Below are 23474 nucleotides of genomic sequence, written 5' to 3'. Positions count from 1 at the left end.
CCGAGACCTCACCCGGACGGCCCAACTGCCCGCCGCGTGTGCACGAGGGAACCAGCGACCTTCATATGGCGTTGACCAATGCGGAAGGGTCCACTGGAAGGTGGAGACACCGCGAAAACCGCGAAAAAAGGGTTCCCTTGCGGCATCTTTTGGAGGGCACACCGTGCATCGTCGGCACAACGGGCTCAAGACCGCCGTACTTCTCGGAGGACTGTCCGCCCTCATCATCGTCGTCGGCAGCCTCTTCGGCCGCACGGGCCTGATCATCGCGGTCCTGGTCGCGCTGGGCACCAACGCGTACGCGTACTGGAACAGCGACAAGCTCGCCCTGCGCGCCATGCGCGCGCGGCCCGTGAGCGAGTTCGAGGCCCCCCAGCTCTACCGCATGGTCCGCGAGCTCTCCACCGCCGTGCGCCAGCCCATGCCGCGCCTCTACATCTCCCCGACCGAGGCCCCCAACGCCTTCGCGACCGGCCGCAACCCGCGCAACGCGGCCGTCTGCTGCACCGAAGGCATCCTGCGCCTGCTGGACGAGCGCGAGCTGCGCGCCGTCCTCGGCCATGAGCTCAGCCACGTCTACAACCGCGACATCCTCATCTCGTCCGTCGCGGGCGCGCTCGCCAGCGTCGTGATGTTCCTGGTCAACTTCGCCTGGCTGATCCCGATCGGCCGGTCCGACGACGACGAGGGCCCCGGCTTCCTCGGCATGCTGCTGATCATGATCCTCGGCCCGCTCGCGGCCACCATCATCCAGCTGGCCGTCAGCCGCTCCCGCGAGTACGAGGCCGACGCATCCGGCGCCCAGATCACCGGCGACCCCCTGGCGCTCGCGGGCGCCCTCCGCAAGCTCGAAGCGGGCACCCAGCAGCTCCCGCTGCCGCCCGAGCCCAGACTGGAGACCGCGAGCCACATGATGATCGCCAACCCTTTCCGCGCCGGTGAGGGCATGGCCAAGCTCTTCTCCACCCACCCGCCCATGGCGGAGCGCATCGCCCGCCTCGAGGAGATGGCAGGTCGCCGCCCGTGAAGACCATCCTCAATCTGATCTGGCTCGTACTCTCCGGCTTCTGGCTCGCCTGCGCCTACGTCATCGCCGGGCTGATCCTCTTCATCACCATCATCGGCATCCCCTTCGCCTTCGCCTCCTGGCGCATCGCGGGGTTCGCCCTGTGGCCCTTCGGCCGCACCGCCGTCCCCCGCCGCGACGCCGGCGCGCCCTCGTGCATCGGCAATGTGCTGTGGCTGGTCCTCGCGGGCTGGTGGCTGGCGCTCGGCCATGTCATCACCGGCGTCATCCTGTGCGTCACGATCATCGGCATCCCGCTCGGCCTGGCCAACTTCAAGCTGATCCCGATCTCCCTGACCCCCCTGGGCCACGAGATCGTCTCCACGGACCGCCCCTTCACGGCCGCCCGCTGGTAGACCGCGCCCCACTCGTCACCCAGGAAGACACCGAGGGCGGGCGGCCCGAACACAGGCTGCCCGCCCCACTGTCACCGGTAGTTGACGAACTGCACCGCGAAGTCCAGGTCCTTGCCCTTGAGCAGCGCGATGACGGCCTGAAGGTCGTCCCGGCTCTTGGACGACACCCGCAGCTCGTCGCCCTGTACCTGCGCCTTGACGCCCTTCGGGCCCTCGTCACGGATGATCTTGGCGACCTTCTTGGCGTTCTCCTGGGAGATCCCCTCCTCCAGCGAGGCGAAGATCTTGTACTCCTTGCCGGAGGCCTGCGGCTCGCCCGCGTCCAGCGCCTTCAGTGAGATCCCGCGCTTGATCAGCTTGGACTGGAAGACATCGAGGATCGCCTTCACCCGCTCCTCGGAGTTGGCACGCATCTCGATCCGCTCGCCCGACCACTCGATCGAGGCGCCGACGTTCTTGAAGTCGTAGCGCTGGGAGATCTCGCGGCTCGCCTGGTTGAGAGCGTTGTCGACCTCCTGCCGCTCGACCTTCGAGACGATGTCGAAACTGGAGTCGGCCATCTTGAGTTGGCTCCTCGTACATAGATCTGTCAGGGGCACGGCCCGCCGGACCGCACGGGCCAGCCTAGCCATCTCAGCCATGATCGAGACGGGATCAACCCGGTGGCGGAGCACCCCCTGTCATCGGGTATTGTTTACGTCGTCGCCAGGGGGTTCCCGACAGTGGGAACGGAGCCCCTGGTCACATCCCAGGCGGTGTGCCCGAGTGGCCAATGGGAGCGGACTGTAAATCCGTCGGCTTAGCCTACCCAGGTTCGAATCCTGGCGCCGCCACGCCAAAGAAACGGCCCCTGAGCTGCGAAAACGCAGCCAGGGGCCGTTGGTGTTCGGCAAGGACATACGCTGAGATGGTCCGGCCTCCCGAGGACGGTGAGCGCCCTATGGCCAAGCACGAGCGGATCGCCGAGAGGCATGGCACGGTGGCCTTCGCCCACGAGCCGCGTCGGCGGGTGGAGCGGAACAACGACCGGCATCAGTGGGAGAAGGGCCGGGTGCGCCGGTCCCGGGCCGAGCGCCTGAAGACGGGCGTAACGGAGCGCGACACCGGCCTGGCGGTCACCGACCTCTCCTTCCGCGCCGAGTACCGCGCGGCGAAGGCCGACGAGGATCACGCGGCGGCGTTCGGTGTGCCGGTGGGTACCCGGCTGCTGGAGCGGAGGTACCGCGCCAACTGCCGTGAGGAGGGCTCGCCCTTCGCGCTGGTGCGCTCGTATCTCGTCCACGATGTGGTCGCGGCCAACCCGGAGCTGCTCGACGACGCGAACGAACCGTGGCCCGGCGGCACACAGAACCAGCTCTACACGATCGGCGTGGAGCTGGACCGTGTGGAGGAGCGGATCACGGTCCGGCCGCCGACCGCCGAGGAAGCCGGGGAACTCGGCCTCAAGAAGGGCGTCCCGGTGATCGTCCTCCGGAAGATCTCCACCGACACCCAAGGCCGGGTCGTGGAGGTCTCCGACGTCATCCTGTCCGGAGACCGCACCGAGCTGGTCTTCACCACCCTCCTGAAGCGGTGGTGACCGAACGCCGGCACCATCACCGCCGCAGCTCGCCCGGACCGTCCTCCGCGCACGCCCCCAGCTTCTCCCGGAGCTCGGCCGCGGTCGAGAGGTCGATCTCGTCGGCGATCTTCAGGGCGAGTTGCCATACGGACCGGGCCGCGTCGGGCGCGCCGCGGGCGGCGTGGCTGTCGCCGAGGTGGCCGAGGACCTCGACCTCCCCGCACCGGTCGCCGAATTCACGCACGAGGTCCAGGGCCCGCTGGTAGCAGGTGACGGCCTCGGTGTGGCGGCCGAGGTGGTGGTGCGCGTAGCCCAGGCTGTCCCAGGCCCCGGCCTCGGCGTGGCGGTTGCCGGACTTCTGGTTGAGCTCGATGGCTTCGGTGCAGTAGTCGAGGGTGTGCTCGTATTCGCCGAGCATGGCGTGCAGCCAACCGGCGTTGTTGAGCGACTTGGCCCGTCCGGTGGGGTGGTCCGTCCGCCGGTAGATCGAGAGGGCCTGTTCGTTGTGGACGAGGGCCTCGCGCAGGCGGTCCTGCTCCACGAACACCCAGCTCAGTCCCCGGTGGGCATGTGCCTCACCGAGGGGTTCGCCCGAGTCGCGGTAGAGGTCGAGGGCGTGCTGGAAGTGGGTGTGGCCGTCGTCGAGGCGTCTTATCTGGGTGTGGACCGCGCCGAGGCCGCGATGGGCGCCGGCCTGCCAGGACGGGTCGCCGAGGCGCTGGGCGGCGAGCAGCGCGCTGTGCTGGGCGTCGGCCCAGTCGCGCCAGTGGCCGCGGTAGTCGAAGAACGGCTCGAGGGCCTGAGCGAGCAACCAGACGTGGGAGTCGAAGCCGAAGGCGCGGGCCAGGTCCAGCGCGCCGAGCAGAAACGGGTGCTCGGTGGTGAACCACGTCAGGGCGCTCTCCTCGTCGGTGAACTCCTGGAGGGTGACGCCCGGCCGGGGGTCGGGGAGGGGGATCCGGTCCCGGTGCGGGTCGAGGAGTCCGGCGGCGGCGCCGGCGGTGTGGACGCAGAAGTCCAGCAGGCGGAGCCGGGCGGACTGGCGGTGGGCGGTGGGCAGGGACTCGGCCTGTTCGGCGGCGTAGAGGCGGACGAGGTCGTGCATGCGGTGGCGCTGGGGGGAGTGCTGCTGGAGCAGATGCGCGGCCTGAAGGGTGCGCAGGTGTTCGCGGGCCCGGGGCGCGGGGAGGCCGGTGAGGCTCGCGACCGCGGGGACGCTGATGTCGGGCCCGGGGGCGAGGCCGAGCAGGCTCAGGGTCTCCGCCGCGTCGGATCCGAGGGCGCGGTACGAGGAGGAGAACACCGCCCGCAGATCGGCGGCCACATCACCGGTGTCCAGGGCGTCGAGCCTGGTGGCGGCCTCCTCGACCTCCTCGGCGAGGGCCGAGAGGGGGAGGTCCGGGTGGGCGGCGGCGCGGGCGGACAGGATGCTGACGGCCAGCGGAAGTCCTCCGCAGTGGTTCAGGAGCGTGTGGACGGCGGCGGGTTCGGCCGCCACACGATGGTCGCCGAGGTGGCGGGTGAGGAGCGTGCGCGCCTCGGCCTCGGAGAGTACGTCGAGGCCGAGGGCGCGGACCCCATGGGTGGCGGCGAGGCCGGTGAGGCGGTGGCGGCTGGTGATCAGCACGGTGCAGGTGGGGCTGCCGGGCAGCAGGGGCCGGACCTGGTCGCTGTCGCGGGCGTTGTCGAGCAGGACGAGCAGGCGTTTGCCCGCGACCAGGCTCCGGTACAGCCCGGCCTGCCCCTCCACATCCGACGGTATGGCCGCGGGGTCGGCCCCGAGGGCGTCGAGGAGGCCGCGTATCGCCGCCGCCACCGGAACGGGCTCGGCGGAGGGGTCGAAGCCCCGCAGATTGACGTAGAGCTGTCCGTCGGGGAAGTCCGGCAGACGGTGATGCGCCCACTGAAGGGCCAGCCAGGTCTTGCCGATGCCGCCCGGCCCGGTGATCGCGGCCATCATCAGGGGGCCGTCGTGTCCGGGCCCTCCGCCCAGGAAGCGGGCCAGCTGGTCCAGTTCATGGGCGCGGCCGGTGAACCTGGCCGGCGGAGCCGGGAGATGGGCGGGCACCGGGTGGCGTGCCGACCGGGCCGGCGCGGGGGCGGGGGTGGGGGCGGGCGAGGTGAGCTCCGGGTCCGAGGTGAGGATCCGCTGGTGCAGCAGCCGGAGTTGCGGCCCGGGGTCGACGCCCAGCTCCTCGGCCAGCCGGCGCCGGAGGCCTTCGTAGTGGGTCAGCGCCTCCGCGGCCCGGCCGCTGCGGTACAGCGCCAGCATGATGTGGCCGGCCAGGCGCTCGTTGAGCGGCTGCTCCTCGACGAGGGCGAACAGCTCGGTCAGCAGCTCCTGGTGGCGGCCGAGCAGGAGCTGGGCGTCGCCGCGGTCCAGCAGGGCGGCGAGCCGCTCCTGCTGTAACCCCTCACGCACGGAGCCGATCCACGGGGTGTCGCAGGACGCGCAGAAGTCCCCCTGCCAGGAGCCCAGCGCCTGATCGAAGAGCGGCGCGGCGACCGAGGGCTCGCCGGCCGCGCGAGCCTGCTCGACCAGGGCGCGGAAGCGGTGCAGGTCCACGGCTTCGGGGTCGACCAGCAGCGCGTATCCGCCCGAGCGCCGGGCGATCCGGCACTCCTCCCCGGCCTCGGCCAACGCCCCCCGCAGCCGCGACATATAGCTGTACAGCGTGGATTTCGCGCGCTGCGGGGCGTCGTCGCCCCAGATCCGGTGGACGATCTGCTCCACCGACACCGTGCGCCGGGCCTCCACCAACAGCACGGCCAGAACCGAGCGCTGCTGTGCATGGCCCAGATCCAAGGCCCTTCCGTCGAGGTACGCCCCGACGTCGCCGAGCACACGGAACTCAACCGGCATGGGCTCACTCCCCGTTGTCAGGCCTCCACCCTGCCAAAACCGGCTTCGAGCAGCCAGTTCAAGTTCAGGCCAAGGTTCCGCCAACAGCGCCGCGGCACGCTGCTGACCATGTCCTTCAGCGAGCTCCCCTGGCACAACGCCGCGTATCTGCACGAGAGGCCGCCGTCGCCGGCGGAGGGCGATCCGAGGCGCTGGAGAGACACGCTCGGCCCGGGCGGGGCCCTGGAGCCGGCCGTCCGCGCGCTCGGCCTCACCTACGACGGCTTCCTCAGCCGCCTCGGCCCGCAGTGCCGGCAGGACTGGCCGACGCCTACCCCGGAGTGGGTACGGGCCGCCGACCGCCGCGCGGCCCTGGGCGAGGCGGACCCGGCGGCGCAGGCGTATCCGCACCCGTATCCGTATCTGGTCCGCGACGACGAGATGGCGCTCCTGCGCCCGGCCGCCGCCCTGGTCCGCGGCAGCCAGCGCGAACTCCGCGCCCGGGTCGCCGAGAGCACCGCGGGGTCGCGGCTGACGGCCCTCCCCGACCTGCTGGCCCGGGCGTGGCCCGGCGAGGACATCGAGCGGATCATGGGGCGCACCATGGCGCTCGAACTCGGCACGGCCAGGCTCGAGGGGCCGCTGCGCGGGGACACGCCGCAGGAGCGGTACGCCGACTACGTCCGACTGCTCGGCGAACCCGCGACGCAGCGGGCGCTGTGGGCGGAGTACCCGGTGCTGCTGCGCCATATCGGGGACCTGCTGACGGGCTGGGTGGACTCGCGCGCCGAGCTCGCGGAGCGGCTGGTGGCCGATCTGGGCGAGCTGGACACATGGTGCGACGGCGGGCTCGGCGAGGTCACCGACGTACGCTTCGGGACGGGCGACACCCACCGGCGCGGCCGGAGCGCGGCCGTCGTCTCCTTCACCGGCGCCACCGTCGTCCACCGGCCGTGGCCGCCCGACGCCGATCAGGGCTGGGACGAGGTCCTGGACTGGTTCCACCGGCAGGCCCCGCCACGCGACCTGATCGCCCGGGCCACCCTGGCCCGCGACGGCTACGGCTGGTCCCGGTTCGTTGAGGCCCTGCCGTGCCGGACACCCGAGGAGGTACGCGCCTTCTCCTGGCGCACCGGGGCGCTGCTCGCCCTGCACCACGCCCTGTGCGGGGTGGATGTGCACCACGAGAACCTCATCGCCCACGGCGCGTACCCGTTGGTGGCCGACATGGCGGCGCCGTTCCGCCGCGCCCTGCCCGCCTCCGCCGCCCGGACGTCGCCCACCCCGGCCGACCTGGAGGCGGGCTTCGCATGGACGTACCGGGCGATCGCGGCGGACCGGGCGGGCTGGACCGCTCTGCTGGACCGGTTCGCCGACGTCGAGCTGCGCCACATCCCGCGCGCCACCGCGTACTACTCCGCCCTGCTGGAGGACAGCCGGCACCCCGACGTCCTCCGCGACGCGCTCGACCGCGACCGGCTCCTCGCCCGGCTGGCGCTCGGCGCGGACGGCAGCCGGCCCTGGGAGCGGCTGGTGCCCTCGGAACTGCGCGACCTGCGCCGCGGAGACCTGCCCTGCTTCGCGTCGACGCCCGGCTCGCGGGACCTCGTGGACGGCGACGGCCTACGGATCCCCGACTGCCTGGAGGAGGCCCCCATCGAGGTGGCCCGCCGACGGCTCGCCGGGTTGGGCGAGGAGGACCTGGCCGCCCGGACGACGCTGATCAAGCGGGCCTTCGCAGACTGACGACCTTCGCCCTAAGGCGCGGTCGGCTGTTGCTGCTGCTGTTGTTGCGGGTCCGGCTGGGGCGGCGGCTGCTGCTGCGGCTGGGACTGGTTCGGGTCCGGCTGCTGCTGCTGGTTCGGGTCGGACGGCGGGGGCGGGGGCGGGGGCGGCGGCGGGTTCTGCTGGTTCTGGTCCGGTGAGGGCTGCTGGGACTGGTCGGACGGGGGCGGCGGGGGCGGGGGAGGGTTGGGCTGGGTCTGGTCAGGCGTGGGCTGCTGGGTGTCCTGGGGCTGCTGGGTGTCCTGCGGCTGTTGGGACGGGGGCTGCTCGGGTGTCGGCTGATCGGACTGATCCGTGGGGTCCTGCGCGGGCTGCTCCGCGGACGGGGGATCGGACGACGGGGGCGAGGCATCCGCCGCGGGCGGGTCGGTCGCGTCCGCCGAGGAGTCGGATTTGGGTGGGGCGGCCGACTCGGAGGCGGAATGGGATTTCTTGGGTGTGTTCGACTTGGGTGGGGAATTGGCGCTCGACGCATAGAAGACCGCGAAAACGATCAGGGCGGCCGCCGCGAAGGCGGTACCGACGATCATTGCGATGCGACGCGAGGTGAAACGCCATGAGTGCATACTCATATCTCTCCATCCTTCCGTCGCTTCCACTGTGCGTCCGCCACGGTCCGCGCACCTCCCCCGGGGGCGGGGGAATATCCCCCTACCTTTGGGGGGCTGCCGCGGCGAATTCGCCCGGTCGGAGAACGCGGCGGCGGCCTGTAATACGCGATTTATCGTCGAGCGCGCCGCGATAACCCGTATTCCTGCCGCTGAATTCGGGTGGCTCAGAGGCGCCGGGAGGCGGTCTGTCGCGCGGCCCGCGGGGACGGGACCATCGGGGGATGTCGACCTTGAAGCCGCGTGCGCGGCTCGCCGCCGTCGGAGTGGCCTTCGCCCTCGCCGCGGCCACCCCCGTCGCCGCGTACGCCGCGCTCGACGACGAGCCCGCGTCCGCCACGTCCGCGTCCGCCGCCTCCGCCGTGAGCCGGGGCAAGCCCTATGTCGAGACCCGGCTGTTCTTCGGGACGCAGCGGCCCGACGGCGGCCCGCCCGTGACCGACAAGCAGTTCATGGCCTTCGTCGACGAGGAGGTCACGCCGAGCTTTCCGTCCGGGCTGACGATCCAGGACGGCCGGGGGCAGTGGCGGGACCAGAACGGCACGATCGAGCGGGAGCGCTCGTACGAGCTGATCCTGCTGTACCCGGTGTCCGAGGCGCGGGCGCAGGACCCGCAGATCGAGCGGATCCGGGACGCCTACGAGCAGCGTTACGCGCAGGAGTCCGTGGCCCGCGCGGACGACACCACCCGGGTGGACTTCTAGGGAGGTGTCCGGCGCAGGCGGCGAGATCCGCCGGGCAGGGCCTAGGCCGGCGCCCCGACCGCGTCGGCGATCGGCGTCGGGCCGTTCACCAGCTCCAGCGTGCGGCCCGCCGCGCGGGGTTCGTCGAGGAGGGCCAGCAGCACGGCGGCCACGTCGTCGCGGGTGACCGAGCCGTACTCGACGTGGTCGGCCAGGGTCACCCGGCCGGTGCCCGGGTCGTTCGTCAGCCGGCCCGGGCGCAGGACGGTCCAGTCGAGGGCCGTGCGGGCCCGTACGGCCGTGTCCGCCTCGGTCTTGGCGTGCAGATACGCGGCGAAGACCGGGTCGGTGTCCCGGGGGATCTCGCGGTCGGCGCCCATGGAGGAGACGATCAGGAACCGCCGTACGCCGGCTCGCTCGGCCGCGTCCGCGAAGAGCACGGCGGCGGCGTGGTCGACCGTCTCCTTGCGGGCGGCGCCGCTGTTGGGGCCCGCGCCGGCCGCGAAGACCGCGGCGTCGGCGGCCTCCAGATGCCGGGCGACATCGTCCACCGACGCCTTTTCCAGGTCGCAGACGACCGGTTCGGCCCCGGCGGCCAGCAGGTCGCCCGCCTGTTCGGGGTGGCGGACGATGCCCGCGGACTCGTCTCCGCGCCGGGCGAGCAGCCGCTCCAGCCGCAGCGCGATCTGACCGTGTCCTCCAGCGATGACAATGCGCATGATCCCGACCGTACGCCGTGCAACCTTCCCTGGCACTCGGGAGTCTGATCGGAAGATCAGGTGCTCTGTCTGATCAGCCCATCCGAGGAGTCCCGATAACAGCCATGAGCGCCATCCGTATGTCCCCGGTCAAGTCCCGGGCCACGTCCCTGGTCAAGCCGCTGGTCGCACTCGGCTGCACCACCGCACTGGTCACGGGCGTCGCCGCGTGCGGTGCCGTCGAGAACATCTCGGCGGGCAAGCGGCTGGAGAACGCGACCGACAAGCTCGGTGAGCGCAGGTCCCTGTCGGTGGAGCTGGATCTCGACGCGACGCCCGAGCAGCTCATCGCGCTCTCCAAGAGCGACAGTTCGGCGGAGCCGATGACGCGCGAGGAGGCCGAGGCGCTGGCCGGGATGCGGGTCAGCGTGGCCGTGCAGGCCAAGAAGCCGCTGGCGGAGGCCGGTGACAAGGACATCACCGGCGTCCGGATGAAGCTCAGCGGGCCCGACGGCGATCTCGTCGAGTACCGGATCATGGGCGAGACGGCGTACATCCGGCTGGACGTGAAGGCGTTCGGCGAGCTGAGCGGCGCGCCCGTGCCGTCCGCCGACGAGCTGCCCGAGGACGTGCCGGGCGGCAAGGTGCTGCGGAAGCTCTTCGATGGCGGGTGGGTCAAGGTCGACACCGCCGAGATGAAGAAGGCCCAGGAGGAGCTCGGCGCCGGGGGCGGGCAGAAGAAGGGGGCCGGCGGGGCCGATATCGACCCCGAGACCAGCCGGAAGATCACCAAGCAGCTCAAGAAGCTCTTCGCGCGCGAGGTCACCATCAAGGACGAGGGTCGCCGTGACGGGGCGGACCACCTGGTGGCCACCGGGCCCGTCAGGACCCTGCTGACCGGCGTCTTCAACGAGCTGCGGCCGTTCACCGACGAGATCCCGGGCGGCGAGGACCTGCCGACCGCCAAGGACTTCAAGGATGTGCCCAACAAGAAGATCGCGGTCGACTTCGCCATCAAGAACGGCGCGCTCACCGAGGCCAGCGCGGATCTCGCGCCGTTCGCCGAGGGGCTGAAGAAGGGCGACAAGCTGCCGCTGAAGCTGACGTTCGGCGAGGCCGGGAAGATCGCCGCCCCGTCCGGCGCCACCGAGCTCGACATCAAGGAGCTGATGGAGGCGGCCGGCGCGATGATGATGGGCGGCATCGACGACGCCGGCGCCGTCTCCGACGACGACTTCATCGTGGACGACGATGTGCAGGGGGGTCCCGACGGCATCGACGGCCTGGACATCGACCTCAGCGACCTGGAAAAGGCGGACGCCTCGAACAGCTGACCCATCCAGCCCCCCTCTTCTACTCCGTTCTTCTACTCCGTCCGCGCCTGCCGCGGCAGCTCCAGCGCGGCCGCGGCGGCCGAGGTGCAGTACTCCCGCACCGCGCTGGTGCGCGCCACCACGCGCCCCTGGTGGACCACCACCCGGCTGTAGGCGAGCGAGAGCACGCCCGGCAAGCCGTCCCCGCGCACCGCGAGCAGCTCCGCCGGGAACCCGGCCTCCACGCGCACCTCGGGCAGCCCCAGCGCGGCCCGGGCGCGCTCGCAGACCGCCTCGTACGCCTCCTCGGGCTCCGCCTCGCCCCGCGAGGCCAGGAGGAACGCGGCCTCCAGCGGGTCGCCGCGGCCGACCGGGTTGGCCGCGTCCCGCAGCGCCCCGCTGCCCGCGGCCACCCGGACCCCGGCCGAGCGCAGCAGCCGCACCGGCGCGCAGCCCGGCGGGTGCGCCCCTCGCGCGCGCCGGTCGTCCAGCCCGGCACAGTCGCCCTGGGGCAGGCAGACGACGGTGACCCCAGCCGCCGCGAGCCGCTCCGCCACCCGTGCCACCACGTCGTGCGGCAGCCGCGCCAGCCCCGTGCAGGGGCCGATCGTCACGCCCGGCCGCAGCCCGCCGGCCATCGCCGCGAGCCGGGCGAGCCGGGCCGGGTCGTCACCGTCCGTGTGCAGGTCGACGGCGCAGCCGTGGCGGGCGGCGATGTCGAGTACGGCCTCCACATGGCCGGTCGGGTCGGGGTCGAGGTCGGGGCAGCCGCCGATGACCCCGGCGCCCATCTTCACGGCGTCCCGCAGCACCGCCAGGCCGTCCGCCCCGGCCGCGCCGGTCAGTACCCGGGGCACCGCCACGGAGGACAGGTCGGTGAGCCCGCGCAGCGCCTCCCGGGCGCTCAGCACGGCCTCCAGGGACCGCAGCCCGTGCACCCCGCCGATGGGTACGTGCGTGCGCAGCGCGGTCGCCCCGTGGCCGAGCTGGAGCAGGGCGGCCTCGGTGGTGCGGCGCTGGACGTCCTCGGGCAGATACGAGACGGGCCCGGGGGCGTCGGCGGTGAGGGCGGTGTCGCAGTGGGCGTGCGGCTCGGCGGGGGCGGGGAGCAGCAGATAGCCGTCGAGGTCGAGGCGGGTGCCGGGGACCAGGCTGCCCGCCGTGCCGACCGCCTCGATGCGCCCGCCGCGGACCCGTACGTCCACGGTCCGGCCGTCGGCGAGCCGGACGCCGCCGAGCACCAGGGCGGGGGCGGCCTCGGGCGCCCGGCCGTCGTGCGTGGGCGGCTGCTGCTGCGGATGGCTGTCGGGCATCGCGCTCCTGGATGTCCGGTGGGATGTCCTGTGGCTGTCCTGGGCTTTCAAGATCGCTCGGCGTGGTCAGAGGCCGAGCCTAGGGCGCGCCGCGGGCGGCTTCCGGGAGGAGCCGAATAGTCGTACCGGTGTGGTGCCTGAGCGGGCGGTGGCGGACCGTGACGACGCCCGGATACGGATTTCACCTTCGGCGCCCGAGCGTGTAATGTCTTCATCGCTCGCCCCAATAGCTCAGTCGGCAGAGCGTCTCCATGGTAAGGAGAAGGTCTACGGTTCGATTCCGTATTGGGGCTCTGATGTGTGAGGTGTCCCGCTCGGCTCCGGTCGGGTGGGGGCCAATCGCATCGAAGCGGTGTAGCTCAGTCGGTAGAGCAAGCGGCTCATAATCGCTGTGTCACCGGTTCAAGTCCGGTCACCGCTACACACCGTAGCCGATTGTGGGGTCGGTCCTTCGATCGGCTACTATTTCTGCGTTCATCCATCCGTTCGTCAAGGAGCACTCACGTGGCTGCCACCGACGTCCGCCCGAAGATCACGCTGGCCTGCGTGGAGTGCAAGGAGCGGAACTACATCACCAAGAAGAACCGGCGTAACGACCCGGATCGTCTTGAGCTGAAGAAGCACTGCCCGCGTTGCAACGCGCACACCGCGCACCGCGAGACGCGATAAAGCGCGACGATCAGATAGATCGAACCGCACAGACCGTATTCAAGGTCGCCCCCCATACGCGGGGGCGGCCTTGTTTCGTTCCGTAAGCACATCCCCAGCAACATCAACCGCAGGACTACCGCAGGAGGTGCCGAGTCGATGGCGCTCGACCAGTCGTTCGTCGGGCGGTCCTACCCGCCCACCGCGCCTTACGAGGTCGGCCGGGAGAAGATCCGCGAATTCGCCGAGGCGATCGGCGACACCAATCCGGTCTACACCGATCCGGAGGCGGCCAGGGCATTCGACCACCCGGATGTGATCGCCCCGCCGACGTTCGTCTTCGCGATCACTTTCAAGGCCGCCGGGGAGCAGGTGATCGAGGACCCGCAGCTGGGCCTGGACTACAGCCGGGTGGTGCACGGCGACCAGAGGTTCGTCTACACCCGCCCGGTGCGCGCGGGCGACCGCCTCACGGTCACCTCGACGATCGACTCGATCAAGTCGCTGGCCGGCAACGACGTCCTGTCCGTCCGCGGCGAGGTGCACGACGAGGCCGGGGAGCACGTGGTGACCGCCCACACGACCCTCGTCGCCCGCGCCGTCGAGGCCCGGGACACCCCGGCGCCGGCCCAGGAAACCCAGGCAGCGGAGGACAACGGATGACAGCCAAGGTCTCGTACGACGACGTCGAGGTCGGCACCGAGCTGCCCGGACAGGAGTTCCCGGTGACCCGCGCCGCGCTCGTCCAGTACGCGGGCGCCTCCGGCGACTTCAACCCGATCCACTGGAACGAGAAGTTCGCCAAGGAGGTCGGCCTCCCCGACGTCATCGCCCACGGCATGTTCACCATGGCCGAGGCGGGCCGCGTGGTGACCGACTGGGCGGGGGACCCGGCGGCCGTGCTGGAGTACGGGGTGCGCTTCACCAAGCCGGTCGTCGTGCCGAACGACGAGAAGGGCGCGGTCATCGAGGTGACCGCGAAGGTCGCCGCCAAGCTGGACGACGAGGCCCGTACGGTCCGTGTGGACGTCGTGGCGACCAGCGCGGGGCAGAAGGTGCTGGGCCGGGCCCGCGCCGTCGTCTGCCTGGCCTGAGGCCCTGAGGGGCCCCGAGATACGCGAGGCGCGCCCCGTGCCCCGTGGGCCGCGGCACCGCCGCCCGGCCCCGCCGGGGCGCCCCCTTACGACCTGGGGGGCGAGAGGGATCGGCGTCGCGACGCCCTGCACGGCCGCTCGCGGCGTTGCCAAAAAGCCCTAGTAGCTCCGCTACGAGGGCTTTCCGGCGCCTTGCGACCGTCCTCCCCCAGCTACCGCTGGGAGGTGCCCCCAGGACGCCGCTCCTTCTCCCGATCCCCCTCGCCCCCCAGGTCGTTACTCTTGAGCGCGTGCAGGAACTCCACGACGCGCCCCTGGCCCCCTTGACCACCTTCCGGCTCGGCGGCCCGGCGGGCCGGCTGCTCACGGCCACCACCGACGACGAGGTGATCACGGCGGTCCGGGAGGCCGACGCGGCCGGGACCCCGCTGCTGGTCATAGGCGGCGGCAGCAACCTGGTCATCGCCGACAAGGGCTTCGACGGCACCGCCCTGCGCATCGCGACCAGCGGCTTCGCCCTCGACGGCGACACGCTGGAGCTGGCCGCGGGCGAGAACTGGTCGGACGCGGTGGCCCGTACGGTCCGGGCCGGTCTCGCCGGGATCGAGTGCCTGGCCGGAATCCCCGGGTCCGCGGGGGCGACCCCGATCCAGAACGTGGGGGCGTACGGCCAGGAGGTCTCGGCCACGATCACCGAGGTCGTCGCCTACGACCGGCGCGCCGAGACCGTCGTGACCATCCCGAACGCCGACTGCGGCTTCGCCTACCGCCACAGCCGCTTCAAGGCCGATCCGCAGCGCCATGTGGTGCTGCGGGTGCGCTTCGCGCTGGAGGACGCGGGCGGCCTGTCCGCGCCCGTCAAGTACGCGGAGACCGCCCGCGCCCTCGGCGTGGCGGTCGGGGAGCGGGTGCCCGTCGCCACCGCCCGCGACACGGTGCTGAAGCTCCGCGCCGGGAAGGGCATGGTCCTCGACCCCGACGACCACGACACCTGGTCCGCCGGCTCCTTCTTCACCAACCCGGTCCTGGCCGAGGACGCCTACGCGGCCTTCCTGGCCCGCGCCGCCGAGCGCCTGGGCCCCGACGTCACCCCGCCCGCCTACCCGGCCGGCGAGGGGCGGATCAAGACCTCCGCCGCATGGCTGATCGACAAGGCGGGCTTCGCCAAGGGCTACGGCACCGGCCCGGCCCGCATCTCCACCAAGCACACCCTCGCCCTGACCAACCGCGGCGCCGCCACCACCGAGGACCTGCTCGCGCTCGCCCGCGAGGTCGTCGCCGGGGTCGAGGCCGCGTTCGGCGTCACGCTCGTCAACGAGCCCGTGACGGTCGGCGTCAGCCTCTGACGCCCGCTTCCCCGGTCACCCGGCCGCCAGCCAGCCGTCGATGTCGGCGAGCAGCCGCGCGGTCACGTCCTTCGGGGCCGCCGAGCCGCGCACGGACTGCCGGGCCAGCTCGGCCAGCTCGGCGTCCGTGAAGCCGTGGTGCTCGCGTGCCAGCTCGTACTGGGCCGCCAGCCGCGACCCGAACAGCAGCGGGTCGTCGGCGCCCAGCGCCATCGGCACCCCGGCCTCGTACAGCGTGCGCAGCGGCACGTCCTCCGGCTTCTCGTAGACCCCCAGGGCCACGTTCGAGGACGGGCACACCTCGCAGGTCACGCCCCGCTCGGCGAGCCGGCGCAGCAGCCGCGGGTCCTCGGCGGCCCGCACGCCGTGGCCCACCCGCTGCGCGCCGAGGTCGTCCAGGCAGTCGCGGACGCTGCTGGCACCCGACAGCTCGCCGCCGTGCGGGGCCGCCAGCAGGCCGCCGTCCCGGGCGATGGCGAAGGCCCGGTCGAAGTCCCGGGCCAGGCCGCGCCGCTCGTCGTTGGACAGCCCGAAGCCGATCACGCCCCGGTCGGCGTAGCGGACCGCCAGCCGGGCCAGCGTGCGCGCCTCCAGGGGGTGCTTCATGCGGTTGGCGGCGATCAGCACGCGCATCCCGAGCCCGGTGTCCCGGGAGGCGGTCTCGACCGCGTCCAGGATGATCTCGATCGCCGGGATCAGGCCGCCGAGCCGAGGGGCGTACGAGGTGGGGTCGACCTGGATCTCCAGCCACCCGGCGCCGTCCCGCACATCCTCCTCGGCGGCCTCGCGCACCAGCCGCCGGATGTCCTCGGCGTCGCGCAGACAGGACCGCGCGATGTCGTACAGCCGCTGGAACCGGAACCAGCCGCGCTCGTCGGTGGCCCGCAGCCTGGGGGGCTCGCCGCCGCTCAGTGCCTCCGGCAGGTGGACGCCGTACTTGTCGGCCAGTTCGAGCAGCGTGGCGGGGCGCATCGAGCCGGTGAAGTGGAGGTGCAGATGCGCTTTGGGGAGCAGATGTACGTCACGTGCCATCTGGAGATATTGCCCCACCCCGGCGCGCCCCGGTACCGCTTTCGCCGAACGGGGCCTTGCCCGCACATGAATCCGAGGTGCCGGGCAGCCCGGCACCACGCCCCGGGCCGGGACAGCCCGGGAAAAGCGGAAGGCGGGCCGGGGTGCCTTTCAAAGGCACGGCCGGCCCGCCCGGGGGAGCGCACCGTCAGGCGCGCGCCTCGCCCAGCAGCTTCTGCAACCGGGAGACGCCCTCGACGAGGTCCTCGTCGCCCAGCGCGTACGACAGACGCAGATAACCCGGGGTGCCGAAGGCCTCACCCGGGACGACCGCGACCTCGGCCTCCTCCAGGATCAGCTCGGCCAGCTCCACGGAGCTCTGCGGGCGCTTGCCGCGGATCTCCTTGCCGACCAGCCCCTTCACCGAGGGGTAGGCGTAGAAGGCGCCCTCGGGCTCCGGGCACTCCACGCCGTCGATCTCGTTCAGCATCCGCACGATGGTGCGGCGGCGCCGGTCGAAGGCCTGGCGCATCGTGGCCACGGCCTCCAGGTCGCCGGAGACGGCGGCCAGCGCGGCGGCCTGTGCGACATTGCTCACGTTCGACGTGGCGTGCGACTGGAGGTTGGTCGCGGCCTTGACGACGTCCTTGGGGCCGATGACCCAGCCCACGCGCCAGCCGGTCATGGCGTACGTCTTCGCCACGCCGTTGACCACGATGCACTTGTCCCGCAGCTCGGGCACCACGACCGGGAGCGAGTGGAATTCCGCGTCCCCGTAGACCAGGTGCTCGTAGATCTCGTCGGTGAGCACCCACAGCCCGTGCTCGGCCGCCCAGCGCCCGATCGCCTCGACCTGCTCGCGCGAGTAGACGGCGCCCGTGGGGTTGGACGGGGAGACGAAGAGCACCACCTTGGTGCGCTCGGTGCGGGCTGCCTCCAGCTGCTCCACGGAGACCCGGTAGCCGGTGGTCTCGTCGGCGACGACCTCGACCGGCACGCCGCCCGCGAGCCGGATCGACTCGGGGTAGGTGGTCCAGTACGGCGCGGGGACGATGACCTCGTCACCCGGGTCCAGGATCGCCGCGAACGCCTCGTAGATCGCCTGCTTGCCGCCGTTGGTCACCAGCACCTGCGCCGCCTCGACCTCGTAGCCGCTGTCGCGCAGCGTCTTCGCGACGATCGCGGCCTTGAGCTCGGGCAGCCCGCCGGCCGGCGTGTAGCGGTGGTACTTGGGGTTGCGGCAGGCCTCCACGGCGGCCTCGACGATGTAGTCGGGCGTGGGGAAGTCGGGCTCGCCCGCGCCGAAGCCGATCACCGGGCGCCCGGCGGCCTTGAGGGCCTTGGCCTTGGCGTCGACGGCCAGCGTGGCGGACTCGGAGATCGACCCGATACGGGCGGAGACGCGGCGCTCGGTCGGGGACTGTGCATGGGGAGAAGCAGCGGTCATAGGTGCATGGTCCCAGACCGCCGAATACGGCGGCACGCGGGTTTCCGGGCGCCATGAGGGCTATTCGTTCGACGCCCGGCCCCGGACCACGTACACTCATCCGTCGTTGGCCGCTCAACAGCCGTTCCGTCCCGCGCACTCCATGGAGCCGGGTGGATGCGGTAGGTTGGGTGGAGCCGCAAAGGGTCGTAGCTCAATTGGTAGAGCACTGGTCTCCAAAACCAGCGGTTGGGGGTTCAAGTCCCTCCGGCCCTGCTACCACGCACGTTTTTCAAGGTGCGTGCGCGCGTAGTGAGTAATGAATGCACCGCTGTGCGGCCGGCCGGACGCGGCACGGCCACGACCCGGATTCAGGTGAGGACGAGTGACGGAAGCCCTAGGCTCCACCGCGACGCCTGAGAGCGGCCGTCCCGAGGACGAGGTGGCGGCCAAGAAGGGCCGCCGTGGTGGAAAGCGGGCGAAGAAGGGCCCCCTCGGCAGGCTCGCGCTCTTCTACCGCCAGATCATCGCTGAGCTGCGCAAGGTCGTGTGGCCCACGCGTGGCCAGCTTTCGACGTACACCACTGTGGTGATCGTCTTTGTGCTCATCATGATCGGCATCGTTACCGTGATTGACTATGGGTTCAACCAAGCCATCAAGTACGTCTTCGGCTGAGCCCTCGAAGGGTGGCGCTGTTTCCGAGTTGCCCCTTTCGCACGTTCCACCACCTTGAAGCCAGGAAGAAGCAGCCACCGTGTCTGACCCGAACCTGAACAAGGCCGCCGAGGCCGTCGAGTCCGTCGAGGACGAGCTCGACATCGTCGAGGCTGCCGATGAGGACCAGGCCGAGGCTGCGGACGCTGAGGCGGGAGAGTCGGCCGAGAAGGCCGCGGTCCGCGTCGAGGACGAGGCCGCTGTCCTGGGGGCCGAGGAAGCCGCCGAGGCCGACGCAGAAGCGGCCGAAGAGGCTGAAGAGGTTGAAGAAGAGGCAGCGGTCGACCCGGTCGAGGCGCTGCGCGAGGAGCTGCGTACCCTCCCCGGCGAGTGGTACGTCATCCACACCTACGCGGGGTACGAGAACCGCGTGAAGACCAACCTCGAGCAGCGCGCCGTGTCGCTGAACGTCGAGGACTACATCTTCCAGGCCGAGGTGCCGCAGGAAGAGGTCGTCCAGATCAAGAACGGCGACCGCCGCACCGTGCGCCAGAACAAGCTCCCCGGCTATGTGCTGGTGCGCATGGACCTGACGAACGAGTCCTGGGGCGTGGTCCGGAACACCCCGGGTGTCACCGGCTTCGTGGGCAACGCGTACGACCCGTACCCGCTGACCCTGGACGAGATCGTCAAGATGCTCGCCCCGGAGGCCGAGGAGAAGGCCGCCAAGGCCGCCGCCGAGGAGGCGGGCCTGCCGGCGCCGAGCCGCAAGGTCGAGGTCCAGGTGCTGGACTTCGAGGTGGGCGACTCGGTCACGGTCACCGACGGCCCCTTCGCGACGCTCCAGGCGACGATCAACGAGATCAACGCCGACTCGAAGAAGGTCAAGGGCCTGGTGGAGATCTTCGGCCGGGAGACCCCGGTCGAGCTGAGCTTCGACCAGATCCAGAAGAACTGACCATACGAACCTTCCGATCAGGTCAGACGGGCTTTCGCAGCCGGTCTGACCTGCTCGGTTTTAGGCCGCACAGGTATACCCGTTATTGTTGTGCGGTATGCCTCCATCCGGACGAAACCGGTTCGGGGGCGAACCACCTCTCATAGGACCCGGAGAGAGCATGCCTCCCAAGAAGAAGAAGGTCACGGGGCTGATCAAGCTCCAGATCCAGGCCGGCGCCGCGAACCCGGCCCCGCCGGTCGGCCCCGCGCTGGGTCAGCACGGCGTCAACATCATGGAGTTCTGCAAGGCCTACAACGCCGCGACCGAGTCGCAGCGCGGCATGGTCGTGCCGGTGGAGATCACGGTCTACGAGGACCGTTCCTTCACCTTCGTCACCAAGACTCCGCCGGCCGCCAAGCTGATCCTCAAGGCCGCAGGTGTGGAGAAGGGCTCCGGCGAGCCGCACAAGACCAAGGTCGCCAAGATCACCCGCGACCAGGTCCGCGACATCGCCACCACCAAGATGCCCGACCTGAACGCCAACGACCTGGACGCCGCCGAGAAGATCATCGCCGGCACCGCCCGTTCCATGGGCATCACGGTCGAGGGCTGACACCCCCGTAGCACCGCCGTGGCAGGGCCGAGCGCGGCCCGGACCACGACTCCACACGAATTTCATCAGGAGCAGCAGTGAAGCGCAGCAAGACTTTCCGCAGCGCGGACGCCAAGATCGACCGGGAGCGCGTGTACGCCCCGCTCGAGGCCGTCCGGCTCGCGAAGGACACTTCCGCGTCGAAGTTCGATGCGACCGTCGAGGTGGCCATGCGCCTGGGTGTCGACCCGCGCAAGGCCGACCAGATGGTCCGCGGCACCGTGAACCTTCCGCACGGCACCGGTAAGACCGCCCGGGTCCTGGTCTTCGCGACCGGTGACCGTGCTGCGGCCGCGGAGGCCGCCGGCGCCGACATCGTCGGCTCCGACGAGCTCATCGACGAGGTTTCCAAGGGCCGGCTGGACTTCGACGCCGTCGTCGCCACCCCGGACCTCATGGGCAAGGTCGGCCGCCTGGGCCGGGTGCTCGGTCCGCGTGGTCTGATGCCGAACCCGAAGACCGGCACCGTCACCCCCGACGTGGCCAAGGCCGTCACCGAGATCAAGGGCGGCAAGATCGAGTTCCGCGTCGACAAGCACTCGAACCTGCACTTCATCATCGGCAAGGTCTCCTTCGACGAGGCCAAGCTGGTGGAGAACTACGCCGCGGCGCTGGAGGAGATCAACCGTCTCAAGCCGTCCGCCGCGAAGGGCCGCTACATCAAGAAGGCGACCCTGACCACCACGATGGGCCCTGGCATCCCGCTGGACGCCAACCGCACCCGCAACCTGCTGGTCGAGGAAGAGGCCGTCTGAGCACGTGCTGAACGTGTTCTGAGCGCGCTCTGAGCGCCGTCCGAGACGGCGTGGCACTCCCGCGAGCCGGGTTCCCGTACTTCCCCTGTGAAGTGCGGGAACCCGGCTCGCGGCGTTGAGCGTCCCGTCATATACAGTCACAGCAGTCGTAAAAGATAAATAAGAAGCAAAGACATAGGGGGACCTGTGCGCGGTACTCGATTTGGTGCTCGGTGCGCGGCGGTGCTCAGTGGTGTGGTCCTGGTGGCCGGCCTGACCGCCTGTGGGGGTGACAAGGGCGACAGCGACAAGTCGTCCTCGGACAAGGCCAAGGAGGCGGCAGGCAGCCCGCTGGCCGCGCTGAAGCTCGCGTCGAAGCAGACCGACCAGCAGCACTCGGCCAAGGTCGAGGGCACCACGCAGATGGGCACGCAGAACTCGACCATGTCCGGCGCGATGGACTGGGCGAACGGCATGCACGCCAACATGACCATCACGCAGAAGGGCGGGGCCGTCGAGTCCTCGCCGCTGGCCGGCAAGCCCATGCAGGCGCGCTACACCCCCGACGCGATGTTCATGAACCTCGGCCCCGAGTTCGCGGCGCAGGCCGGCGGCAAGCACTGGATGAAGTACGACTACGACACCCTGGCCAAGCAGGCCGGCGCCTCCGGTGAGTTCCTCAAGGACCAGATGCAGAACACCGACCCGGCGCGTTCGGTGCAGCTGCTGATCGCCACCGGCAAGGTCAAGAGCGTGGGCACGGAGACGGTCAAGGGCGTCAAGGCGACGCACTACACCGGCACCGTGGAGGTCTCGGAGCTGGCCAAGATGCAGTCCAAGGACCTCTCCCAGTCGGACCTCGAGGCCCTTCAGAAGCAGCTGGAGACCTCGGGCATGGAGACCGAGACCATCGACCTGTGGATCGACGGTGACAACCTCCTGGTCAAGAAGCGGGAGCAGGCCGAGAGCAACAACGGGAAGTACGACTCGACGGTCTTCTACTCGGACTACGGCACCAAGGTCACCGTCGAGGAGCCGCCGGCCTCGGACACCATGAACTTCGAGGACGCCCTGGCCCAGCAGAGCTGACCCCCGGAGCCGATTTGCCTGGCCGCGGCCCGTTCGCGTAGCCTTCTACAGAAGCCAAAGACCGCTGGTCGCTGCTGCGCTCCCGCAAGGGGTGCGGCGGCCGAAGGATCCGCTAGCTGCGGACGACCTGCGCAGGTGATTGTGGATTGACTCCCGATCGGGCCCGCCTGGCCCTTACGGTCGAGTCACGCCCCGAGCGCCTGCGCCGGGGCGTTTCGTTTTGTTCAGCCTCCTTTCCCAACCGATGCGGTCCTCATCACCCGGAAGGAGGCCGAGGCTCATGGCGAGGCCTGACAAGGTCGCGGCCGTCGAGGAGATGACGGACAAGTTCCGTAACTCCAACGCTGCTCTCGTGACCGCGTACACCGGTCTCACCGTGGCACAGCTCAAGGAGCTGCGCCGTTCGCTCGGTGAGAACGCTCAGTACCGTGTGGTGAAGAACACGCTGACCAAGATCGCGGCCAACGAGGCCGGGATCACCACGCTCGACGACCTGTTCGCGGGTTCGTCGGCCGTCGCCTTCGTGACCGGTGACCCGGTCGAGGCGGCGAAGGGTCTTCGTGACTTCGCCAAGGACAACCCCGCTCTCGTCATCAAGGGCGGTGTCCTTGACGGCAAGGCGCTGTCCGCTGACGAGATCAAGAAGCTCGCGGACCTCGAGTCCCGCGAGGTGCTGCTCGCCAAGCTGGCGGGCGCCATGAAGGGCAAGCAGTCCCAGGCTGCGGCGCTCTTCCAGGCGCTCCCGTCGAAGTTCGTCCGCACCGCGGAGGCGCTTCGCGTCAAGAAGGAAGAGCAGGGCGGTGCCGGCGAGCCGGCTCCCGCCGAGGCCGCGGAGTAACTCTCCCGCTGCCCAGCGGGCCCGCGCCCGCCGACATGTACATCCGGCACCAGCCGACTTAGTGGAAGGACCGCCATCATGGCGAAGCTCAGCCAGGACGACCTGCTCGCGCAGTTCGAGGGCATGACCCTCATCGAGCTCTCCGAGTTCGTGAAGGCCTTCGAGGAGAAGTTCGACGTCACCGCCGCCGCCCCGGCCGCCGTCGCCATCGCCCCGGGTGCCCCGGGTGCCGCGGCCGAGGCCGAGCCGGAGAAGGACGAGTTCGACGTCATCCTCACCGGCGCCGGAGAGAAGAAGATCCAGGTCATCAAGGTCGTGCGTGAGCTGACCTCGCTGGGTCTGAAGGAGGCCAAGGACCTCGTCGACGGCACCCCGAAGCCGGTCCTGGAGAAGGTCAACAAGGAGCAGGCCGAGAAGGCCGCCGAGTCCCTCAAGGGCGCCGGCGCCTCCGTCGAGGTCAAGTGACCCGAGGGGTTCAGGGGCCCTGCCGGGCCCGCTGACCCGCTCCGTTCCGTGAGGGCGATCACCCGTTGGGGTGGTCGCCCTTCGGCGCTTCCGTGACGGCTGCGTTGCCTTGTCGGTCCCTGCGGGTATGGTGATCTTCGTTGCCCGCCGCCACGCCCTGTGACGATCTCGCCGGAGTGGGGGGCCTTGACGAACGGCACGCAGCGCGCAATTCTCAGGACGCGACGTCACACCGATCCAAGTCCGAGGCATGGATCGTCGGCGAAGCGGGCAGTATCGATATGCGCCTGAGGCGCATGGTCGGCTGCAGGCGTTCGAAAACAACGAGAAGACAACGAGGGGGAGCGGCCC

The 23474-nt window shown here is 70.7% G+C and carries 24 protein-coding genes and 4 tRNA genes; 21 read left to right on the top strand and 7 right to left on the bottom strand.

What is annotated here, in order from left to right:
* The first annotated feature begins 163 nt into the window (after nt 1-163).
* Entirely contained in the window at nt 164-1027 is an 864-nt protein-coding gene (htpX, locus tag ACZ4WQ_RS41490; protein WP_311726615.1) for a zinc metalloprotease HtpX, read from the top strand.
* Nucleotides 1024-1422 (top strand): YccF domain-containing protein, encoded by a 399-nt coding sequence (locus tag ACZ4WQ_RS41485; protein ID WP_311726616.1) that lies wholly within the window; start codon nt 1024-1026, stop codon nt 1420-1422. The genes htpX and ACZ4WQ_RS41485 overlap by 4 nt, the downstream gene beginning before the upstream one ends.
* Nucleotides 1423-1493: 71 nt before the next feature.
* On the opposite strand, the gene ACZ4WQ_RS41480 is transcribed toward ACZ4WQ_RS41485, so the two are convergent.
* The gene (locus ACZ4WQ_RS41480; protein ID WP_311726617.1) at nt 1494-1982 is read right to left on the bottom strand and encodes a YajQ family cyclic di-GMP-binding protein; all 489 of its coding nucleotides are present in this window, start codon (nt 1980-1982) and stop codon (nt 1494-1496) included.
* Nucleotides 1983-2173: 191 nt separating this feature from the next.
* Between ACZ4WQ_RS41480 and ACZ4WQ_RS41475 the strand changes: the two genes are divergently transcribed.
* Together ACZ4WQ_RS41475 and ACZ4WQ_RS41470 are read left to right on the top strand one after the other, a co-directional pair.
* Nucleotides 2174-2255 (top strand) — tRNA-Tyr (locus ACZ4WQ_RS41475).
* Nucleotides 2256-2362: 107 nt separating this feature from the next.
* Complete coding sequence (locus ACZ4WQ_RS41470) at nt 2363-3001, top strand: UTRA domain-containing protein (protein ID WP_398377125.1); 639 nt, start codon at nt 2363-2365, stop codon at nt 2999-3001.
* A gap of 16 nt (nt 3002-3017) precedes the next feature.
* On the opposite strand, the gene ACZ4WQ_RS41465 is transcribed toward ACZ4WQ_RS41470, so the two are convergent.
* Nucleotides 3018-5846 (bottom strand): AfsR/SARP family transcriptional regulator, encoded by a 2829-nt coding sequence (locus ACZ4WQ_RS41465; RefSeq protein ID WP_398377126.1) that lies wholly within the window; start codon nt 5844-5846, stop codon nt 3018-3020.
* Between the two features lie 108 nt (nt 5847-5954).
* On the opposite strand from ACZ4WQ_RS41465, the gene ACZ4WQ_RS41460 reads away from it, so the two are divergent.
* On the top strand, nt 5955-7571 hold the full coding sequence (locus tag ACZ4WQ_RS41460; protein ID WP_398377128.1) for a DUF4135 domain-containing protein: 1617 nt from the start codon (nt 5955-5957) through the stop codon (nt 7569-7571).
* Between the two features lie 11 nt (nt 7572-7582).
* Here ACZ4WQ_RS41460 and ACZ4WQ_RS41455 read toward each other — a convergent pair whose 3' ends face one another.
* On the bottom strand, nt 7583-8182 hold the full coding sequence (locus ACZ4WQ_RS41455; RefSeq protein WP_398377129.1) for a hypothetical protein: 600 nt from the start codon (nt 8180-8182) through the stop codon (nt 7583-7585).
* A 260-nt stretch (nt 8183-8442) separates the two neighbouring features.
* Between ACZ4WQ_RS41455 and ACZ4WQ_RS41450 the strand changes: the two genes are divergently transcribed.
* The gene (locus ACZ4WQ_RS41450; protein ID WP_311726622.1) at nt 8443-8922 is read left to right on the top strand and encodes a DUF3574 domain-containing protein; all 480 of its coding nucleotides are present in this window, start codon (nt 8443-8445) and stop codon (nt 8920-8922) included.
* A 41-nt stretch (nt 8923-8963) separates the two neighbouring features.
* Here ACZ4WQ_RS41450 and ACZ4WQ_RS41445 read toward each other — a convergent pair whose 3' ends face one another.
* Nucleotides 8964-9620 (bottom strand): NAD(P)H-binding protein, encoded by a 657-nt coding sequence (locus ACZ4WQ_RS41445; RefSeq protein ID WP_398377132.1) that lies wholly within the window; start codon nt 9618-9620, stop codon nt 8964-8966.
* A 104-nt stretch (nt 9621-9724) separates the two neighbouring features.
* Between ACZ4WQ_RS41445 and ACZ4WQ_RS41440 the strand changes: the two genes are divergently transcribed.
* Nucleotides 9725-10933, top strand: coding sequence for a hypothetical protein (locus ACZ4WQ_RS41440; protein ID WP_385347823.1), 1209 nt, complete (start codon nt 9725-9727; stop codon nt 10931-10933).
* Nucleotides 10934-10965: 32 nt separating this feature from the next.
* Here ACZ4WQ_RS41440 and ACZ4WQ_RS41435 read toward each other — a convergent pair whose 3' ends face one another.
* Complete coding sequence (locus ACZ4WQ_RS41435; protein ID WP_385347820.1) at nt 10966-12225, bottom strand: amidohydrolase family protein; 1260 nt, start codon at nt 12223-12225, stop codon at nt 10966-10968.
* Nucleotides 12226-12445: 220 nt separating this feature from the next.
* On the opposite strand from ACZ4WQ_RS41435, the gene ACZ4WQ_RS41430 reads away from it, so the two are divergent.
* The 6 genes from ACZ4WQ_RS41430 (at nt 12446) to ACZ4WQ_RS41405 (ending at nt 15313) form a co-directional block, all read left to right on the top strand.
* Nucleotides 12446-12518, top strand: a tRNA-Thr gene (locus tag ACZ4WQ_RS41430).
* A 55-nt stretch (nt 12519-12573) separates the two neighbouring features.
* A tRNA-Met gene (locus ACZ4WQ_RS41425) sits at nt 12574-12646 on the top strand.
* 83 nt (nt 12647-12729) lie between these two features.
* Nucleotides 12730-12894: a 50S ribosomal protein L33 gene (gene rpmG / locus ACZ4WQ_RS41420; protein ID WP_065962933.1), complete on the top strand. Its 165-nt coding sequence runs from the start codon at nt 12730-12732 to the stop codon at nt 12892-12894.
* 138 nt (nt 12895-13032) lie between these two features.
* Entirely contained in the window at nt 13033-13536 is a 504-nt protein-coding gene (locus tag ACZ4WQ_RS41415; RefSeq protein ID WP_311726626.1) for a MaoC family dehydratase N-terminal domain-containing protein, read from the top strand.
* Entirely contained in the window at nt 13533-13967 is a 435-nt protein-coding gene (locus ACZ4WQ_RS41410; protein WP_398377134.1) for a MaoC family dehydratase, read from the top strand. Before ACZ4WQ_RS41415 ends, ACZ4WQ_RS41410 begins: the two co-directional genes overlap by 4 nt.
* A 290-nt stretch (nt 13968-14257) precedes the next feature.
* Nucleotides 14258-15313, top strand: a complete 1056-nt coding sequence (locus ACZ4WQ_RS41405; RefSeq protein WP_311726628.1) for a UDP-N-acetylmuramate dehydrogenase — start codon at nt 14258-14260, stop codon at nt 15311-15313.
* 15 nt (nt 15314-15328) lie between these two features.
* Here ACZ4WQ_RS41405 and ACZ4WQ_RS41400 read toward each other — a convergent pair whose 3' ends face one another.
* Both ACZ4WQ_RS41400 and ACZ4WQ_RS41395 read right to left on the bottom strand, forming a co-directional pair.
* Nucleotides 15329-16345 carry an adenosine deaminase gene (locus ACZ4WQ_RS41400; RefSeq protein ID WP_385347815.1) on the bottom strand — a complete coding sequence of 339 codons (1017 nt, stop codon included), beginning with the start codon at nt 16343-16345 and terminating at the stop codon, nt 15329-15331.
* 187 nt (nt 16346-16532) lie between these two features.
* Nucleotides 16533-17771, bottom strand: a complete 1239-nt coding sequence (locus ACZ4WQ_RS41395; protein WP_311726630.1) for a pyridoxal phosphate-dependent aminotransferase — start codon at nt 17769-17771, stop codon at nt 16533-16535.
* A gap of 182 nt (nt 17772-17953) precedes the next feature.
* Here ACZ4WQ_RS41395 and ACZ4WQ_RS41390 point away from each other — a divergent pair.
* The 8 genes from ACZ4WQ_RS41390 to rplL all read left to right on the top strand — a co-directional run bounded on the left by ACZ4WQ_RS41390 (nt 17954) and on the right by rplL (nt 23123).
* A tRNA-Trp gene (locus tag ACZ4WQ_RS41390) sits at nt 17954-18026 on the top strand.
* A 109-nt stretch (nt 18027-18135) separates the two neighbouring features.
* Entirely contained in the window at nt 18136-18426 is a 291-nt protein-coding gene (gene secE, locus ACZ4WQ_RS41385; RefSeq protein WP_311726631.1) for a preprotein translocase subunit SecE, read from the top strand.
* Nucleotides 18427-18505: 79 nt separating this feature from the next.
* Entirely contained in the window at nt 18506-19363 is an 858-nt protein-coding gene (nusG, locus tag ACZ4WQ_RS41380) for a transcription termination/antitermination protein NusG (protein ID WP_311726632.1), read from the top strand.
* A gap of 160 nt (nt 19364-19523) precedes the next feature.
* Nucleotides 19524-19958, top strand: coding sequence for a 50S ribosomal protein L11 (gene rplK / locus ACZ4WQ_RS41375; protein ID WP_030412999.1), 435 nt, complete (start codon nt 19524-19526; stop codon nt 19956-19958).
* A gap of 77 nt (nt 19959-20035) precedes the next feature.
* The gene (rplA, locus tag ACZ4WQ_RS41370) at nt 20036-20752 is read left to right on the top strand and encodes a 50S ribosomal protein L1 (RefSeq protein WP_311726633.1); all 717 of its coding nucleotides are present in this window, start codon (nt 20036-20038) and stop codon (nt 20750-20752) included.
* Between the two features lie 186 nt (nt 20753-20938).
* Nucleotides 20939-21820, top strand: coding sequence for an SCO4651 family lipoprotein (locus ACZ4WQ_RS41365; RefSeq protein ID WP_468022809.1), 882 nt, complete (start codon nt 20939-20941; stop codon nt 21818-21820).
* Nucleotides 21821-22100: 280 nt separating this feature from the next.
* On the top strand, nt 22101-22658 hold the full coding sequence (gene rplJ / locus ACZ4WQ_RS41360; RefSeq protein ID WP_311726635.1) for a 50S ribosomal protein L10: 558 nt from the start codon (nt 22101-22103) through the stop codon (nt 22656-22658).
* 78 nt (nt 22659-22736) lie between these two features.
* Nucleotides 22737-23123, top strand: coding sequence for a 50S ribosomal protein L7/L12 (rplL, locus tag ACZ4WQ_RS41355; RefSeq protein WP_311726636.1), 387 nt, complete (start codon nt 22737-22739; stop codon nt 23121-23123).
* Nucleotides 23124-23474 lie beyond the last annotated feature (351 nt).

This window comes from Streptomyces sp. NPDC028305, from assembly GCF_055569495.1.
This window is presented reverse-complemented; position numbering and strand designations above follow the sequence as displayed.